This window comes from Saprospira sp. CCB-QB6, from assembly GCF_028464065.1.
In the GTDB taxonomy this organism is placed as follows: domain Bacteria; phylum Bacteroidota; class Bacteroidia; order Chitinophagales; family Saprospiraceae; genus Saprospira.
In genome coordinates this window covers 1074773-1089774 of record NZ_CP116808.1, presented here as the reverse complement: position 1 = coordinate 1089774, position 15002 = coordinate 1074773, and the positions used below count along the sequence as shown (strand labels likewise).

The 15002-nt window shown below is 44.5% G+C and carries 15 protein-coding genes; 5 read left to right on the top strand and 10 right to left on the bottom strand.

The annotated features are described in order from the left end of the window. Nucleotides 1-28: 28 nt before the first annotated feature. The 3 genes from PPO43_RS04170 to PPO43_RS04160 form a co-directional block, all read right to left on the bottom strand. Nucleotides 29-1114 carry an OmpA family protein gene (locus tag PPO43_RS04170; RefSeq protein ID WP_272620552.1) on the bottom strand — a complete coding sequence of 362 codons (1086 nt, stop codon included), beginning with the start codon at nt 1112-1114 and terminating at the stop codon, nt 29-31. A gap of 291 nt (nt 1115-1405) precedes the next feature. Beyond that, nucleotides 1406-2074: a spermidine synthase gene (locus PPO43_RS04165; RefSeq protein ID WP_272620551.1), complete on the bottom strand. Its 669-nt coding sequence runs from the start codon at nt 2072-2074 to the stop codon at nt 1406-1408. Next, the gene (locus PPO43_RS04160; RefSeq protein ID WP_272620550.1) at nt 2065-3264 is read right to left on the bottom strand and encodes a putative sugar nucleotidyl transferase; all 1200 of its coding nucleotides are present in this window, start codon (nt 3262-3264) and stop codon (nt 2065-2067) included. The genes PPO43_RS04165 and PPO43_RS04160 overlap by 10 nt, the downstream gene beginning before the upstream one ends. 123 nt (nt 3265-3387) lie before the next feature. Between PPO43_RS04160 and PPO43_RS04155 the strand changes: the two genes are divergently transcribed. After that, on the top strand, nt 3388-3867 hold the full coding sequence (locus PPO43_RS04155) for a 2'-5' RNA ligase family protein (protein WP_272620549.1): 480 nt from the start codon (nt 3388-3390) through the stop codon (nt 3865-3867). A gap of 164 nt (nt 3868-4031) precedes the next feature. Here PPO43_RS04155 and msrB read toward each other — a convergent pair whose 3' ends face one another. After that, nucleotides 4032-4427 (bottom strand): peptide-methionine (R)-S-oxide reductase MsrB, encoded by a 396-nt coding sequence (msrB, locus tag PPO43_RS04150; protein ID WP_272620548.1) that lies wholly within the window; start codon nt 4425-4427, stop codon nt 4032-4034. 815 nt (nt 4428-5242) lie between these two features. Between msrB and metK the strand changes: the two genes are divergently transcribed. Then, a complete protein-coding gene (metK, locus tag PPO43_RS04145; RefSeq protein WP_272620547.1) occupies nt 5243-6496 on the top strand; it encodes a methionine adenosyltransferase in 1254 nt (417 codons plus the stop codon). A 283-nt stretch (nt 6497-6779) separates the two neighbouring features. Here metK and PPO43_RS04140 read toward each other — a convergent pair whose 3' ends face one another. Beyond that, entirely contained in the window at nt 6780-7829 is a 1050-nt protein-coding gene (locus PPO43_RS04140; RefSeq protein ID WP_272620546.1) for a hypothetical protein, read from the bottom strand. Between the two features lie 249 nt (nt 7830-8078). Here PPO43_RS04140 and PPO43_RS04135 point away from each other — a divergent pair, with 249 nt between their 5' ends. After that, nucleotides 8079-9416 (top strand): flavin-containing monooxygenase, encoded by a 1338-nt coding sequence (locus PPO43_RS04135; RefSeq protein WP_272620545.1) that lies wholly within the window; start codon nt 8079-8081, stop codon nt 9414-9416. Here the strand turns inward: PPO43_RS04135 and PPO43_RS04130 are convergent. From PPO43_RS04130 to PPO43_RS04115, 4 genes are all read right to left on the bottom strand, one after another. After that, nucleotides 9379-9864 (bottom strand): hypothetical protein, encoded by a 486-nt coding sequence (locus PPO43_RS04130; RefSeq protein WP_272620544.1) that lies wholly within the window; start codon nt 9862-9864, stop codon nt 9379-9381. The genes PPO43_RS04135 and PPO43_RS04130 overlap by 38 nt on opposite strands. 183 nt (nt 9865-10047) lie before the next feature. After that, nucleotides 10048-11535 (bottom strand): glyceraldehyde-3-phosphate dehydrogenase, encoded by a 1488-nt coding sequence (locus PPO43_RS04125; protein ID WP_272620543.1) that lies wholly within the window; start codon nt 11533-11535, stop codon nt 10048-10050. A 280-nt stretch (nt 11536-11815) separates the two neighbouring features. Beyond that, the gene (locus PPO43_RS04120; protein WP_272620542.1) at nt 11816-12262 is read right to left on the bottom strand and encodes a hypothetical protein; all 447 of its coding nucleotides are present in this window, start codon (nt 12260-12262) and stop codon (nt 11816-11818) included. After that, the gene (locus PPO43_RS04115; protein WP_272620541.1) at nt 12234-12407 is read right to left on the bottom strand and encodes a DUF2256 domain-containing protein; all 174 of its coding nucleotides are present in this window, start codon (nt 12405-12407) and stop codon (nt 12234-12236) included. The genes PPO43_RS04120 and PPO43_RS04115 overlap by 29 nt, the downstream gene beginning before the upstream one ends. Nucleotides 12408-12702: 295 nt before the next feature. Here PPO43_RS04115 and bshA point away from each other — a divergent pair, with 295 nt between their 5' ends. Beyond that, a complete protein-coding gene (gene bshA, locus PPO43_RS04110; RefSeq protein WP_272620540.1) occupies nt 12703-13854 on the top strand; it encodes an N-acetyl-alpha-D-glucosaminyl L-malate synthase BshA in 1152 nt (383 codons plus the stop codon). Here the strand turns inward: bshA and PPO43_RS04105 are convergent. After that, nucleotides 13851-14231 (bottom strand): DUF1573 domain-containing protein, encoded by a 381-nt coding sequence (locus PPO43_RS04105; protein WP_272620539.1) that lies wholly within the window; start codon nt 14229-14231, stop codon nt 13851-13853. The genes bshA and PPO43_RS04105 overlap by 4 nt on opposite strands. 34 nt (nt 14232-14265) lie before the next feature. Here PPO43_RS04105 and PPO43_RS04100 point away from each other — a divergent pair, with 34 nt between their 5' ends. After that, on the top strand, nt 14266-14997 hold the full coding sequence (locus PPO43_RS04100; RefSeq protein WP_272620538.1) for a peptidylprolyl isomerase: 732 nt from the start codon (nt 14266-14268) through the stop codon (nt 14995-14997). The last annotated feature ends 5 nt before the right edge of the window (nt 14998-15002 follow it).

Sequence of the window (15002 nt, the reverse complement as noted above, 5' to 3'; positions counted from 1 at the left end):
GCTGCTTTGGGTTGATTAGCAGAAGGGGTTATTCTGTACAGATAGCTTCTGCTTCTACGCGTCGGTTTTCAATACCGCCCTCTTCTAGGCCTTGTAGTGGTTGGCGACCACCATAGAACAAGATTTCAATTCGATCTCGTTCAATTCCCATTTTTACTAGTTCTAGTTTAACGGCCATTGCTCGTTCTCTAGAGAGTTGAAGGTTGCGAAGGTCATCTCCAAAAATATCTGTATGTCCGTGTAAGCGAATCATTGCTGTGGGATAGTTCTCGAGATACTGGCGAAGTGTTTTGATATCTTGCATCGCTCGAACTCGTCCATTAAAGTTTACATCATCTTCTTTAAAGGAAATAGATGGAAGAATCACTCTTTTATTACAACGAATATCGGCTAAGTCTGTCATTGCTTGAGGACGGTAGTCGATAGGCTCTGCCATGTGGCTGCTGCCGTTATTTGGTTCTGGAGTGTTATCTTCTGTTGTGGTGGCTAGTGGCTGACTAGTCGTTTGAGGTTGTAGGTAAGTGAAGGTAGACTCAAAGCGTTGGGTGTTCTTTTGGGCCTCGTTTTCTTTTCCGAGCAGAGGGCTCTGAGCCGTTTTTATAAGAATATCAAAACAGTTGAAACGATCATTGTCCATATCACCATCAGCTCCTTCAATAAGGTCTAGCATACGGATATAATGAGGAATGCGAGCAAAGTGCATTTCGCAGGTGACCACATCACCTCTCTTCATTTCGTATTCGATTTCTGGAATATCTTTGAGAATATCAACCTTAACTTCGTTATTGACGCGGATATCAGTGATTTCCATAAGTTTGAACTGGACCTCAATACCGCGCATACGTGGAGGTGTACGGAGGTACCAAGCATTGGGGTGTGAGCCGCTGTAAAAGGCGACATTATTATCTTCTTCAACAACAAAGCGGAAGTAAATTACTGTGCGCTTCTCCCTGTATTCAATCTTATCAATCTGATAATTGGAATTGAACTTACGGTACTTTGGCAGGTAATCAAAAAACTTGTCGTTGGCCTTTAGCTCTGCATTGCTTCCTAAAAGTAGCAGGCTACAGATAAACAACAAGCTAAAAAGTGAGTGGTTGTACAGTGCTTTCATATTCCCTAAAATATTAAGTGTATCTAGTTTTTATCTTTGCTTTTGCTTTGGTTTAGAATGACTTGAGGCCTGTTTAGCCAATGAATATCGTGAAAATTAACAGTTTTGGAAAATTAATTCTTATCAGCTTGCTTATCTCTGCCTTGTTAGCCTATCTGTCTTTGGATTTTATCGAAATTTTATTTTAATATAAATAAAAATAAGCAATAAAAGCCTAATTGCAAAGGGCTTAAACTAGCCTAATAATTTTTTAATCTGTTGCTAGGTAAAATACCTAATGTTTGTGACAATTTATTTGGGCAAATTAAATAGGAGTTGATTTTTCCCTATTTGAAGACTATGCATTTTGGGAAACACTTGCTGAAATTGTTCCAAAAATGCTGAATGGCCCTTTTGATCGGACATACTATTATATATTATACGTCCATTAGGAGCTAAATGTTCCTGTATACTCAGTAGAAAATCCTTTGTTCTGAACTGCTCAGGGGCTTGATTATCAATGAATAAGTCTATGAGTATTAGCTCAAACTTGTCTGCATTTTCTTGCAAAAATGCAATGGCATCAGTCTGTTTTAAGCTAATGTTAGCCGCCAATTCAGGCAAAATATATTGCTTGGTCCACTTAATAATTACAGGATCTATTTCAATGCCTAAGTAGTTGGCATTGAGCCCTCTATTCTCTAAAAGTTGACAGACACTCCCCATGGCAAAACCTAAAATAAGTACTGATTTTAGTCCTTTTTTTTCAGGTTCTAGATAGTCAAATGCAAGCCGAAAGTTGTGGTAAAGGTCTTGGTAAGAGTAAATTGCATGCTCAGTACTCAACATATATCGCCCTTCTCTATACTGAAGCTCTAAAGGGCCACTAATCGAACTTTCTTCCTGCTCTAACCGAAAACTATAAAAGTAGCTCGCTAATTTTTTAAGTAAATTAGGTTTTCTTGTGACAGCTACTCCCATTTTCGATAATTTTGAGTTCGGACAAAAAGCTGCTCAAAAAGCTGGCTTTCATTTGCATCAAAGGGAATGTTTCTACGCTGCATCATGCGCTCCGCGGTTTGCATGGCTTTGTCAAGGCTGTAGGTTTGCCAGTTGCCTTTGCTTCCCCAAGCAAAGGAGGGAATAAATTTTTCTGGAAAATCAGCTCCATAAAGATTGGCCGAAAAGCCTACTGTGCTGGCCGTATTAAGCATGCTGTTAATGCCTGTTTTGCTATGATCGCCCATAAGCAGCCCACAAAATTGTAAATCAGTTTGCTCAAATTGTTCTTGGGCATAGTTCCATACTTTTACTTTGCCATAATTGTTTTTGAGGTTGGAGCTATTTGTATCTGCCCCCAAATTGCACCATTCCCCCAAAACGGCATTGCCCAAAAAGCCATCATGTCCCTTGTTGGAGTAGCCAAATACATTGACATTGCTGATTTCTCCACCCATCTTAGCATGAGGACCCAAAGTTGTCGCGCCATAAACTTTTGTGCCCATTTTTAAGGCAGCTCCCTCGTTTAAAGCAATTGGTCCACGTAACATACAACCTTCTAAAACTTGGGCCTCTGGACCAATATATATAGGTCCCGTTTGTGTATTCAAAATACTGCCTTCTACATAGGCCGTTGGATGAATATACAGCTGATCTTCTGGCCCAATCAAACGATTGCTGGCCGAAAGTTTTTTCCCTTCGCCCTTCAAGCGCTCAAAGTCTTGCCGAAGCTGATAATCATTGAGCTGAAAGAGATCCCATGGGCCTTTTAACTCGACTAAGTCCGCCCGGTATTCTTGCTGAACTAAGGGCTCTAATAACTGTCCAGCCAAATATTGTTGGGCCGCTAAGCTACCTAACCGTAATGCAATAGATTGCCCCTGAGCATCAGCTAGACTTTCGCCCGCCTGTAGCTGCCCAATGGCCGCAATCAAATCTGCAGAGGGAAGAATGGTAGCCCGAATCAATAAGTTTTCTTCCTCAACTTGGCAGGGATATTTTTGGGCCAAATAAGGAGCCGTAAAATGAGAAACCTGTCCGCCAAGCAAAGCTTGCCATTTTTCCGCTAAGCTATCTATACCTAAACGAAATGCCCCAATCGGACGGCTATAACTAAATGGGCGTAGCCGCATACGGCTGGTCTCTGTACTAAATAAAATGATGTTGAGCATATAAATCCCTGTATTTGAGCGTGCAAAATTGCCGCAAATTTAAACAAAACTCTTTAAGGACCGAAGCTAGCCCCAAAATTCCCTAATAAGTTTGTATCTTCCTTTCCCTAATCTCTATTTGCTATGCTTTCTCTTTGGTTAATCCCCAATCATCAGGCTTATCAGGAACTGGCCCAACTCATTACGGGCCTATATAGCCTAGATGATTCTCCGCGCTTTTGTCCCCACCTGACGCTTTTGTCGGGCTTGTCGGAGCCCGCCGAGCAGCTAGCTCCAAAATTAGCCGCTTGGGCCGAGGCTATTTTGCCCATTTCGCTAGATTTTCATCCCTGTGGCGAGCTAGAGGCACATTATCGCTGTCTATTCCTCAATAAACAAGCAAATTCCAAAATTGACCAGCTTCGAGCAGAGGCCCAAACGCTTTTTGAACATCTGGAGCTGCACCCTTTTGTCCCTCAACTCAGTTTTTTATATGGAGCCTTGCCCATTTTTAAGGAGGAGGCCAAGGACCAAAGCATTCCTCTGCATTTTGACCGCCTGCAGCTGGTGCATACGGCTCCTCGGCCCAATGAATGGGAGTTGTTAGCCGAAATTAAGTTATAAAATGATTGGGGGCTGCCCCTCCCTTCGGTCGGGTCGGGCCATTGCGCAGCTCGCTGATCGCTCGGCCCTGCAGCGCTTTCAGCGCTTTGGTCTGCCGCCTAGGGCGGCCCTGCTACAGCCCCTCAGCCTGCGGCGGCTTTGCCGCCTGTAGGTCGCCAAGGACCTTATTCTTTTGGGCTAAAGTTCAGGCTAGCCGAATTGATACAATAGCGAACTCCCGTGGGGGCTGGCCCATCATTAAAAATATGGCCCAAATGCGATTCGCACTGCGGGCAAAGCAGCTCGATGCGTTGCATACCATGGCTATAATCGGGCCGTTGGATGATATTGGCGCTGGCTAGCTCGGTCCAGAAGCTGGGCCAACCACAGCCCGAATGATATTTTTGTTGGGCATCAAAAAGGGGCCAATTGCAGGCTTTGCAGCTATATTGGCCAGGGCGTTCTTCTTGGTAGTAGGCTCCTGTAAAAGGGCGTTCGGTTCCTGCCTGCCGCAAAATGCGGTATTCTTCTGGCTGAAGTAGGGCTCTCCATTCAGCCTCGGTTTTTTCTACTTTTTTCATGGCGTTTTTTTCCTTAAACAGTCTTTTCTGCTTTTGGTTGGCCCAAAGCGGTATTCCTCGCTTCGCTCGTCATCCGTACTGATGACCCGCCCACCCACCCCTCTACGGGATTCCTTGCGGAATCCCTCGGGCTGTCTGGGCAAAATTGGTCCAATCCAAAGCGGGCTAAAGCCCGCTTTATATTAAATAGGCGATAGCCTGCCGCTTTTATGCAGGCTAGGGCCTGCATCGGCTGAGGGATGGAAAAGGGTGGCCGTAGGCCAGACCGAGCCAGCTTGCTGGCGAAGGGCCGAGCGAATAGCGAGCCCTGACACAGCCCGACCCGAGCCGCAGGCGAGGGGCAGCCCCCAAAAAAGAAACTAATGATAGTGTTTTACAGCTTAAGCCACAAATTGTATGTGGTATTCATAATTACAGCCGTTTTCTATGCAATTTTCATCAAGGGGAAGTGATTTTCGGGGCATTTAGTTGTAGAAGCTGTTTAAAATTTTGTCTTTCCCCTTTTTGCTGCAGAAACAGGATTTTGGACCCCAATTGTTAAAAATGAAAATAATGTAACAAAATGAAAAAGGGCAAAAGTTAGGGCTGGCTGCTAGCTGAGTAGGTCTAGCTGCTAGTTGGGTAGGATTCAGCCAATCTTTGACGCCTTATAGCTTGGCGCTTGTCTCTCAGCTTTTTTTCTAGCAAAATAGGGGTGGGTTTAACTTCCTTTGTAGAAATTTATATCTTTGCTGCATTTATGAAGCGAAGGCCGCCCAAAAGATCAATTTGGCCCTTTGCATATTTTTTGAACAACTTTAAATTAGCGAGAAATAATGCCATATTTGTTCACATCAGAGTCGGTCTCTGAGGGGCATCCCGATAAAGTAGCCGACCAAATCTCAGATGCTATCCTAGATGCTTTTTTGGCCAATGATCCTAGTTCTAAGGTAGCCTGTGAAAGCTTTGTGACCACAGGTTTGGTGGTTGTGGGCGGTGAAGTTCGCTCAGAAGCTTATGTAGATATCCAAAAAGCGATTCGCAAAACATTGCATAAAATCGGTTATACCAAGGCTGAATATCAATTTGATTACAACTCTTGCGGAATCATGTCTGCAATCCACGAACAATCTGCCGATATCGCGCAGGGCGTAGATGTGGGCCGTGAAGAAGAAGAGCAGGGCGCCGGTGACCAAGGAATGATGTTCGGTTTTGCTACCAACGAAACCGATAACTACATGCCTTTGGCCCTAGATCTTTCTCACCGTTTGTTGAGAGAGTTGGCGGCTATTCGCAAGGCGGGTAAAGAAATGACTTACCTCCGTCCCGATGCCAAGTCTCAGGTAACTATCGAGTACAATGACGATCATCAGCCTATCCGCATCAACACTATCGTTTTGTCTACACAGCATGACGATTTTGCAGAAGAAAAAGCGATGCGCAATCAAATCCAAAAGGATGTTATCGAAACCTTGATTCCTCGCGTAAAAGCTAGCTTGCCCGAGCGCATCCAAGCTCTTTTTGATGACAACATCATCTATCACGTCAACCCCACAGGGAAGTTCGTAATTGGTGGTCCTCATGGTGATGCTGGCTTGACTGGCCGCAAGATCATTGTAGATACTTATGGTGGAAAAGGTGCTCATGGTGGAGGCGCTTTCTCTGGTAAAGATCCTTCAAAAGTAGACCGTTCTGCTGCTTACGCAACTCGCCATATCGCCAAAAACTTGGTGGCTGCTGGTGTTGCTGATCAAGCACTCGTTCAGGTCGCTTACGCTATTGGTGTAGCGGAGCCCGTAGGTCTTTTTGTAGACACTTATGGCACGGCCAAAGTAGATATGAACGATGGGGAAATCGCTAAAACGCTTTCTACTTTGTTCGACCTTCGCCCTTCTGCCGTAATCCGCAACCTCGGCCTACGCAACCCTATCTATTCTGAAACTGCTGCTTATGGTCACATGGGCCGCCCTTCAGAAATGAAAGAGGTGGAAGTATTGACGCCTCAAGGTTGGGAAAAACGCGAAGTGGAAACTTTCACTTGGGAGCGTTTGGACCGCGTAGAAGATATCAAAAAGGCTTTTGGTCTTTAGGATAAACTTCCTATTTCGCTAGAAATAATAATAACCAATTCTATAATTAGGGTTGGTTATTTTTTTATGCCTTGGGGCCCGCGGCCGGCTAGCCTTCGGCTAGGGCGGCCGCCGCTATGCTGCGGGGCTCACTATTCGCTCGGCCCTTCGCCAGCTTGCTGGCTCGGTCTGGCCTACGGCCACCCCTCCGCAGCGCTGGGCCAGTCGCTTCGCTCCTCTAAACGCAAAATTGGACCAAAAAAAAGGGAGCCTAAGCTCCCTTTTACATCAAACCGAAAAATGATTATTTCGGAATATTATCGCAGCTGATGTAGCTACCATAAGGCACTTGGCCCTGGATCACTCCACCAAACTCAATTTCTGTATGGTATTTTCCACCCACATAACGCTGCTTGAGCGTATAGCCATGAAGCATGCAACTTCCGTCTTTATTTTTCTGAACAAAAGCACCTTTACACCAACGGTAAAAAGGCTTAGATGTTCGTTGGTTCATGTAAGGGGTCCAATCATTAGACTCTAGGTGAAAGTAGAGTAGGGGAGTACCGTCTTTTTCACAAAGCTCGGTCAAGTATTTTTTAGACAAAGCGCGGAGGTTGCTGTTTTTATCCATAGCCCCTTTTTTAGGCACTTGTACTTTGGCAGCCGCAGCATTGAGCTCTTCTAGTTCTTTGGCTTTCTCTTTTTCTAAGCGGATATTGATTTTAGCTTCAACGGCTTTAGCTTTGGCTAAAGAACTTTCTGCCTCAAAAAGATTTTGAGCTTTGGTTACAGTTGCTGCTCCAGCAGCAATAACCATAACTTCTGCACCAGGACGGTTTAGGTAAAGAATCCAGCTTTCGTCTTCAAAAAGAAGTTTGCGAACAGTGGCCTTATCTAGTTCTTGGTAACGGAAAGCCTTGTTCGTTTCAGGATTTTTAATGATACCACTAAGTCCAACAATAGCATAAAGTTTATCTCCAGCTTCCACCCAATCACTAGATTCAGGAAGTTCTGAGTATTGAAGGAGCTTACGATCCTCTAAGGGAGATGTTAATTCAGCATAAGTTGCGCTAGGGTGTTGCATAGCTTTCGCTGCACCAGTCACTTCTTCTGCCAGCTCACCTTGCTCAGTGGCCCAGTGTAGATAGCCAACAACAACTTGATAGCCTTTTTTTTCATACAGTGCTCGACGCTCTTCTGCTGGCAGACTATTGATGTCTACAGCTTGTTCTGTTTGGGCCTTCACACCTGCAACACCTGCTTTTGCCTTGTTTTTTAGGCGATTCATCAATTGAGCCTCTGCAGGTTGATAGAGGAACAACAAAAATAGAGGGAGAAATAAAAATCTATACATTAGATTAAGTTTTAGGTAAAAAAAATAGCCTCATAAAGATAGCTATTTCCTTGATGACAATTCTTAATGTTTTGTTACCTAAAAGGCATGATTTTTTTCAAAAAGCTTTCTATTACGATTTTTTCAATTCCTTAGATTTTTTTAACAGCAGAAATTTTCATTTTTTTTTGAAAACCGTTATCTATTGGCCGAAAGTCTATTATAGCGCAGATGCCTAGCATTTTACGCTTTCACTAAAACGATATATTTGTGCCCAATCGCAAGAATAATGTATACGGCCCCAAGCCCCTCGAGCAAACAGAAGAAAAATATGCTATCATTGGTGCCGGCCCTTCGGGGATTTCTGCGGCCAAAGCACTTAAGGAACAAGGAATTCCTTTTGATGGCTTTGAGCTAGGTGTAGATGTTGGCGGATTATGGAATATTAATAATCCCAATAGTATTGTCTACGAGTCTGCTCACCTGATTTCTTCTAAAAAGCAAACGGAGTTTAAGGATTTCCCAATGCCCGAACACTGGCCCGATTACCCTTCTCATCGAGAAATGTATAGCTATTTTCAGGCTTATGCTAAGGAGTTTGATCTCTACCCGCACTACTCTTTTCAAACAAAGGTGCTTAAGACCGAAAGAAAAGGAGAAAGCTGGGAAATTACGGTAGAGCAAAATGGCCAAAGCTCTACACATCTATACAAGGGACTCATTATCGCCAATGGAATGTTGGCCCAGCCAAGCTACCCTAAGTTTAAAGGAGAGTTCTCGGGCGAAATTTGGCACTCTTCGCAATATAAGAATGCCGCCATTTTTGAAGATAAACGAGTACTCATTATTGGAGCGGGAAATAGCGGTTGCGATATTGCCGTGGATGCTGCTCACCGTTCACCAAAAGTAGATGTCTCTGTCCGTAGAGGCTACTATTTTGTGCCCAAGTATATTATGGGTAAACCCTCCGATACCTTGGGAGGAAAATGGCGCCTGCCTCGCCCCTTACAACAATGGATTGGAGGAAAACTTCTCAAGTGGGTAGTTGGCGATCTCCAAAATTTTGGATTCCCAGCCCCAGACCATAAGGTTTATGAGTCTCGGCCCGTAATGAATACCCTTATCTTACAACATATTGGCCAAGGCGATATTACTATCCGTGGCGATGTCGAAAAGTTTGAGGGACAAATAGTCTATTTTAAAGATGGTCAAAAAGAAGAGTATGATATGCTCATGCTAGCCACTGGCTACAAACTAGATTACCCGTTTATTGATAAAAAAGAGCTAAACTGGCAAGGCCGAGCCCCCGAACTCTATCTCAATATGTTTCATCCCGAATATGATAATCTCTTCGTTCTGGGAATGGTGGAAGCTGTTGGGCTAGGCTGGGAAGGTCGCGCAGAACAAGCTCGACTAGTCGCAAACTTTATTACTGGACTTAATCAAGCTTGTCCTGAAGCGCTCGAGTTTAAAAAGAAAAAGACTGGTCCAAATCCCGATATGACCGCAGGTTATACCTACCTTAAACAAGATAATATGCCTTTCTGCGTAGATACCAGTACTTATCGCTCTATTCTAGAGAAAGAGGCTGCAGCCCTACCTCAATAAGTTGCAGATAATGCAGCCCATCTATATATATACAAAGGTATAGCTGATTACCCCTTTCTAATATACTATAGATATAAGCATCCTCATAAGCAGGAAGTAAAAGCCGAAAGCTCTGCCAGCTTTCGGCTTTTTTTTGTTCGAGCAGGGCCTCGCTTTGGTCCAAATCCTTGGCCCAGTAGCCAGCCCGAAAATTTTGGCTCAAAGCCAAAATGTACCGCTCTTGGACACCCCAAGCTAGCTGTTCCAACTGGAGCCCTTTATCTATCGAACTATTCGAAAGGAAAAATTGACCCGATCTATAGTAATAACTTCCTTGGGGAGCCAAATAAAAAATACTATCATGCGCTAAAACTAATTGCCCTCCTTCTTCAGGCAAAGGCTGCAACTGTGCCCAAAGCGGAAAACTCCAAAGGCAGATAAAACAAGAGAAAATATAAGGATACATCATTTTGGGGGACTAAGATGAAGAATAATTGGGGAGTATTTATCTGGCTTGTTTTGTTATGTATGACTAAGTTAGCTTAGTGTTCTTGTATTTACAAGTATTTACAACGTTAGTTTGCTCTAAAGCACAAAAAAAGGACTGCCGATTTCGACAGTCCTTGAGATATCTTTCCTACTAGATTTAGGCCTAGTAGTAGTGGTAGCGACGTACTTGGCTCACATATTTGGCTAGACGAAGCACTTGGCGAGTATAACCATATTCGTTATCATACCAAACATAAATGGTAATGGTTTTGCCATCTGCAGAAATTTTGCTGGCAGGAGCATCATAAACCGAACAAGCTTGAGCACCAATTACATCCGCAGAAACAAATTCTTTAGAGGTAGAGTACTGAATTTGCTCAAAAAGATCACCATGCAAAGACGCATGACGCATCGCTTGATTGAGCTCATCTAGACTGATGGCCTTGTCTAAGTTGAGGGTCATAATCGCCACAGAACCATCGGGAATAGGTACGCGTACAGATGAACCCGTAATTTTACCCGTCAAAGCAGGCAATACTTCTTTTAAGGCAGAACTTGCTCCAGAAGAAGTAATGACCATATTGGTTGCCGCTCCACGTCCACGACGCTCTTTTTTGTGGTAGTTGTCCAACAAATTCTGAGAGCTCGTATAAGCATGGATGGTTTCCATATGGCCTTTTTCAATCCCAAAATTGTCATTGAGGACCTTGAGCACAGGCGCAATGGCATTGGTGGTACAAGAAGCCGCACAAACTACTTTGTCTTCCTCACTATTAAGGTCCAAATCGTTTTGATTAATCCCGTAAACCACATTTTTAATGCCTTTGGCAGGCGCAGTAAAGAGAACGCGATCAACACCAGGACGAAGATGACGGCTCAAGCCCTCACGATCCTTCCAAGCTCCAGTACTATCAATAACTAGGGCCTCGTTGATGCCATACTCTCGGTAGTCAATATCTTCGGGCTGTCCCGCATAGATAATCTGTACCTTACAGCTATTGATAATTAACTGATTTTCCTCATGCAAAACCTGTACGGTTCCTCTCAATTTGCCATGCACAGAATCTTTGCGCAAAAGAGAAGCACGCTTGTTCAATTCTGCTACCAAATCACCTCCTTTACGAGGACGCAATACAATAGCACGAAGACGAAGCTGCTCTCCACGCCCCATCATTTCAGTAAGAATGCGAACTGCCAAACGACCAATGCGACCAAAACCGTAAACAACCACATCTTTAGGGCTAACATTTTGAGCATCTTTAGCCGCCTGACCTACAAAATCTTTTAGCTGATCCGCTACAAAATCTTCTAGACTTAGCCCTTCGTTTTGCTCTAAACTTAGCCATTGAGTAGCCAATTTTCCAATGTCAATCTTAGACGGAGCTAGATCCAATTTGGCAATCGCCTCCGTAATCGCCAAACTCATCTGAGCTGTAATCGGCTTCTTTACGTAGTTTTTGGCAAAAAGGTGGTCGTTAATAATTTGACTGGGGCGACTATCATAAATATCTCGACGGAAAAGGACAATCTCAATGGAGCGATCAAAGCGAAGTTCTCCAACTAAACGCTGAAGTTCTAAAGCCGTTTTTTCATTTTCGCGCCATTTGCTCAAATGCTCCTCAAAAGGGGCAGCAGTGGTTTTGATATCCATAGGTTCTGCAAGTAAATTGATTCGATGAAATCCTTTTTTTGGTCCAAGAAGAACCAACTTAAAGGCTTAAATTGCTGCCAAAGGTCGCTTTTTCCTAGCTATAATATAGCTTATGCTGTTTCAAGAAAATGTTAAGTTTCAATATCAGCACTAATTTTTGGGGGCCTCCGCTGCGGCTTCGCCTTGCGGCGCTATGCTTTGGGGCTCGCTGCTCGCTCGGCCCTGCGGGCCACCCCGCCGCATCGCTAGGCCAAATGAAAGCTCTGCGCTTCGGCCATTTTTAGAGAAAGCCATAATGCAGCATAATTTTACTCCAGAGCGCCTGTCCTATTTTTGGGCGGGCCAACAAACTTTGATAGCCTTTTTCTGTCCAGCGGAGGCCCTCTTCTTCAAAGCTTAGCTCTAGGCATTTTTGGCCCTTTTGATAAAAGAGAAGGCGGCAGCCATGGTCCAAACACTCTAACTGAGAGAAGGTGCATTGTCGGCGTTTGAAATTTAGGCCAAAAATCTGCCGTTCCAAGATAATTTCTTCTTGGTCCAATCTTAATTGGAGTTGAAAGGAGCGGCTGAGTTGCCAAAGTCCAAAGGCAATAAGTCCCCAGCCAAAAATCCCCATTTTGAGTAAGCGGCTGAGGTAGCTGCCGCCCAAAAGCAAAAGTAAAAGCAGGATATAAAATCCCCATTGTTGGCTAATGATTCTATCCTGAAGTTGTAGGCGTTTTTCCATGACGACAAGCTTTAGAGCAATATTTGACAGATTCCCAGTTGTTGGCCCATTTCTTCCGCCAGTTGAAGGGGCGGCCGCAATGTATGCAAATTTTAGAGGGAAGCTGCTCTTTTTTCCAGGGCTTTTTTCTCTGCTCTTTCTTCATATTTTTGGGGTTTAAACAGCTAGCGGGACCAAAGGGTTGCGTTTAGGCGGCGCAGCCGCCTTGGCCTAGCGATGTGCAGCAGTGGCCGTCAGGCCAGACCCAGGCGGCAAAGCCGCCGCAGGGCCGAGCGAGCAGCGAGCTGCGGAACGTAGCGCCGCAAGGCGAAGCCGCAGCGGAGGCCCCAAAAAATGCACAATCTTAGGCTTAAACAAGACTTAAAAACCTTTTTGGGCTTTTGATTATTATAAGTCGGGTCTTATCTTGAGGCCAAAGCATACAGAACAGAAGCGACATTATGAAAATAGGAATAGTTTGTTATCCTACCTATGGAGGTAGCGGTGTGGTTGCCACAGAATTGGGCAAGGGGCTAGCCGATAAAGGCCATAAAGTTCATTTTATTACTTATGCGCCGCCGGCTCGCTTAGATGGATTTCATGAGAATATCGTCTATAATGAGGTCCGCTTTGCTGATTATCCGCTTTTTGATTATCCGCCTTATGAGACGGCTTTGGCCTCTAAGTTAGTGGATGTGGTCAAATATGATGAGTTGGATGTTTTGCATGTGCATTATGCGGTGCCGCATGCTTCGGTGGCTTATATGGCCAAGAAAATATTGCTGCAAGAAGGGATTTATATTCCGACTGTGACTACCTTGCATGGGACTGATATTACGCTGGTGGGCAAACAACCTGTTTATGCGCCTGTGGTGAGTTTTGCGATCAATAAATCGGATGGGGTAACGGCGGTATCGGATAGTTTGCGGCAGGATACCTATGCGAATTTTGAGATAGAACAAGATATTGAAGTCATCTATAATTTTATTGACTTTGATCGCTTTAAACGCTCGAATAAAGAGCATTTTCGCAAAGCTATTGCCCCACATGGCGAGAAGATTTTGATTCATATCTCGAATTTCCGCAAAGTGAAGCGGGTAGAAGATGTGATCAAGATTTTTGCGCAGGTTCGGGCCGAATTACCTGCTAAACTACTTTTGGTGGGGGATGGTCCAGAGCGGCAAAAATTGGAGCAGTTGTGTAGAGAGTTGGGCCTTTGTGCAGACATTCGCTTTTTGGGTAAACAAGATGCCGTGGAAGAGCTTTTGGCCGTTTCTGATCTCTTTATTATGCCTTCGGCTAGTGAGAGTTTTGGGCTTTCGGCCCTAGAAGCTATGGCCTGTGAGGTGCCCGTGATTTCGACTAATGTGGGGGGCTTGCCCGAGGTGAATCTGCATGGCGTGACGGGCTTTTGTTCAGAACTAGGGGAGGTGGATGAAATGGCGGCCAATGCGCTCAAATTGCTTAAAGATGAAGCCTTGCACCAAGCATTTCAGAAAGCGGCTCTAGAACATGCCAAAAAGTTTTCTATGGAAAATATTTTGCCCCAATATGAGGCCTACTATGAGAAGGTAATTCAGCGTTCGGTTTATCCCAAAGAGGCTTTGGACTAATCCTGTTTTAGGCGCAACCAATAAGCGGGATGATTTTCCGCATTACTATATATGATAGCCATCAAATCAAAAGGCTTTTTTGGACCTTTATACTGAATAAAAAAGCGGCGGCGGCCATCTTGAGGAAGAGGAATCTGATGATAGGGCCGCAAGGTCAAACAATCGCAACTTAGGGCGATGCTATCAATTTGTAGCATCGCCTTTCCTTTGTTTTCAATCAAGATCTCAAAATTGGCGCCTTGCTCATCCCAGCTTTCAGCCACTAATTCCGCATAGGGCTGTTCGGGCGCCGGACCATCCACCAGCTGGATGCTCTGGGCCAGCAGCGAAAACGGAAGAGATAGAAAAAAGCTAAATAGAAATAATTTGCTTTGCATTTGCCTTTAGTATTTTAGGGCCAAAATACCGTTAATGATACAGAAACTATACCCGCTTAGCCTCCTCCTCTTGCTTTTTTGTGCCTGCCATCGCCCTTTAGAGATTGAGGACCGCTCTAGCCCTAAGGTTGCTGCGATAGATAGCAGCTTGCTCATTCCAGCCCCTGACCCTTTCTCTTCTCTAGTGGCTCTAGAAACGCCTTATGGCGAGATGAAGATCGAACTCTATTTTGAGCCCAGCGGCCATAGAGAAAATATGCTGCAGTTGATTCGCCAAAATTTTTACGATAGCCTGCTTTTCCATCGCGTGATCGAAGGCTTTATGATTCAAGGGGGAGATCCCAGTTCTAGACAAGCCCAAAAAGGGCAACGTTTGGGCTGGGGCGGCAATGGCCAATTGTTAAAGGCTGAAATCCTTCCGCAATATCCCCATATAAAAGGGGCTTTGGCTGCGGCTCGCCAAGGCGATGAGCTCAATCCCGAAAAAAAGTCTTCGGCCAGCCAGTTTTATATTGTGCAAGGCAGCCAAGTTCGGATGGAGCAACTGGACCAAAATGAGCGCAAATTTGATATGGTTTATAGCCCCGCCAACCGAGAACGTTACAAATATTTAGGCGGCAGCCCCCAATTAGATATGAATTATACGGTCTTTGGGCGGGTCTATGAAGGCCTCAACATCATTGATAGCATTGCCGCTCAAGCCAAAGACCAATATAGCCGCCCTCAAGAAGATATCTGGATGAAGTTCCGAATCCTCAAAGACTAAGCTTT

Bases quoted from the DNA above. Each gene is read 5' to 3' on its own strand.
- PPO43_RS04170 (WP_272620552.1), bottom strand. From the start codon at position 1,114: ATGAAAGCACTGTACAACCACTCACTTTTTAGCTTGTTGTTTATCTGT.
- PPO43_RS04165 (WP_272620551.1), bottom strand. From the start codon at position 2,074: ATGGGAGTAGCTGTCACAAGAAAACCTAATTTACTTAAAAAATTAGCG.
- PPO43_RS04160 (WP_272620550.1), bottom strand. From the start codon at position 3,264: ATGCTCAACATCATTTTATTTAGTACAGAGACCAGCCGTATGCGGCTA.
- PPO43_RS04155 (WP_272620549.1), top strand. From the start codon at position 3,388: ATGCTTTCTCTTTGGTTAATCCCCAATCATCAGGCTTATCAGGAACTG.
- msrB (WP_272620548.1), bottom strand. From the start codon at position 4,427: ATGAAAAAAGTAGAAAAAACCGAGGCTGAATGGAGAGCCCTACTTCAG.
- metK (WP_272620547.1), top strand. From the start codon at position 5,243: ATGCCATATTTGTTCACATCAGAGTCGGTCTCTGAGGGGCATCCCGAT.
- PPO43_RS04140 (WP_272620546.1), bottom strand. From the start codon at position 7,829: ATGTATAGATTTTTATTTCTCCCTCTATTTTTGTTGTTCCTCTATCAA.
- PPO43_RS04130 (WP_272620544.1), bottom strand. From the start codon at position 9,864: ATGATGTATCCTTATATTTTCTCTTGTTTTATCTGCCTTTGGAGTTTT.
- PPO43_RS04125 (WP_272620543.1), bottom strand. From the start codon at position 11,535: ATGGATATCAAAACCACTGCTGCCCCTTTTGAGGAGCATTTGAGCAAA.
- PPO43_RS04120 (WP_272620542.1), bottom strand. From the start codon at position 12,262: ATGGAAAAACGCCTACAACTTCAGGATAGAATCATTAGCCAACAATGG.
- PPO43_RS04115 (WP_272620541.1), bottom strand. From the start codon at position 12,407: ATGAAGAAAGAGCAGAGAAAAAAGCCCTGGAAAAAAGAGCAGCTTCCC.
- bshA (WP_272620540.1), top strand. From the start codon at position 12,703: ATGAAAATAGGAATAGTTTGTTATCCTACCTATGGAGGTAGCGGTGTG.
- PPO43_RS04105 (WP_272620539.1), bottom strand. From the start codon at position 14,231: ATGCAAAGCAAATTATTTCTATTTAGCTTTTTTCTATCTCTTCCGTTT.
- PPO43_RS04100 (WP_272620538.1), top strand. From the start codon at position 14,266: ATGATACAGAAACTATACCCGCTTAGCCTCCTCCTCTTGCTTTTTTGT.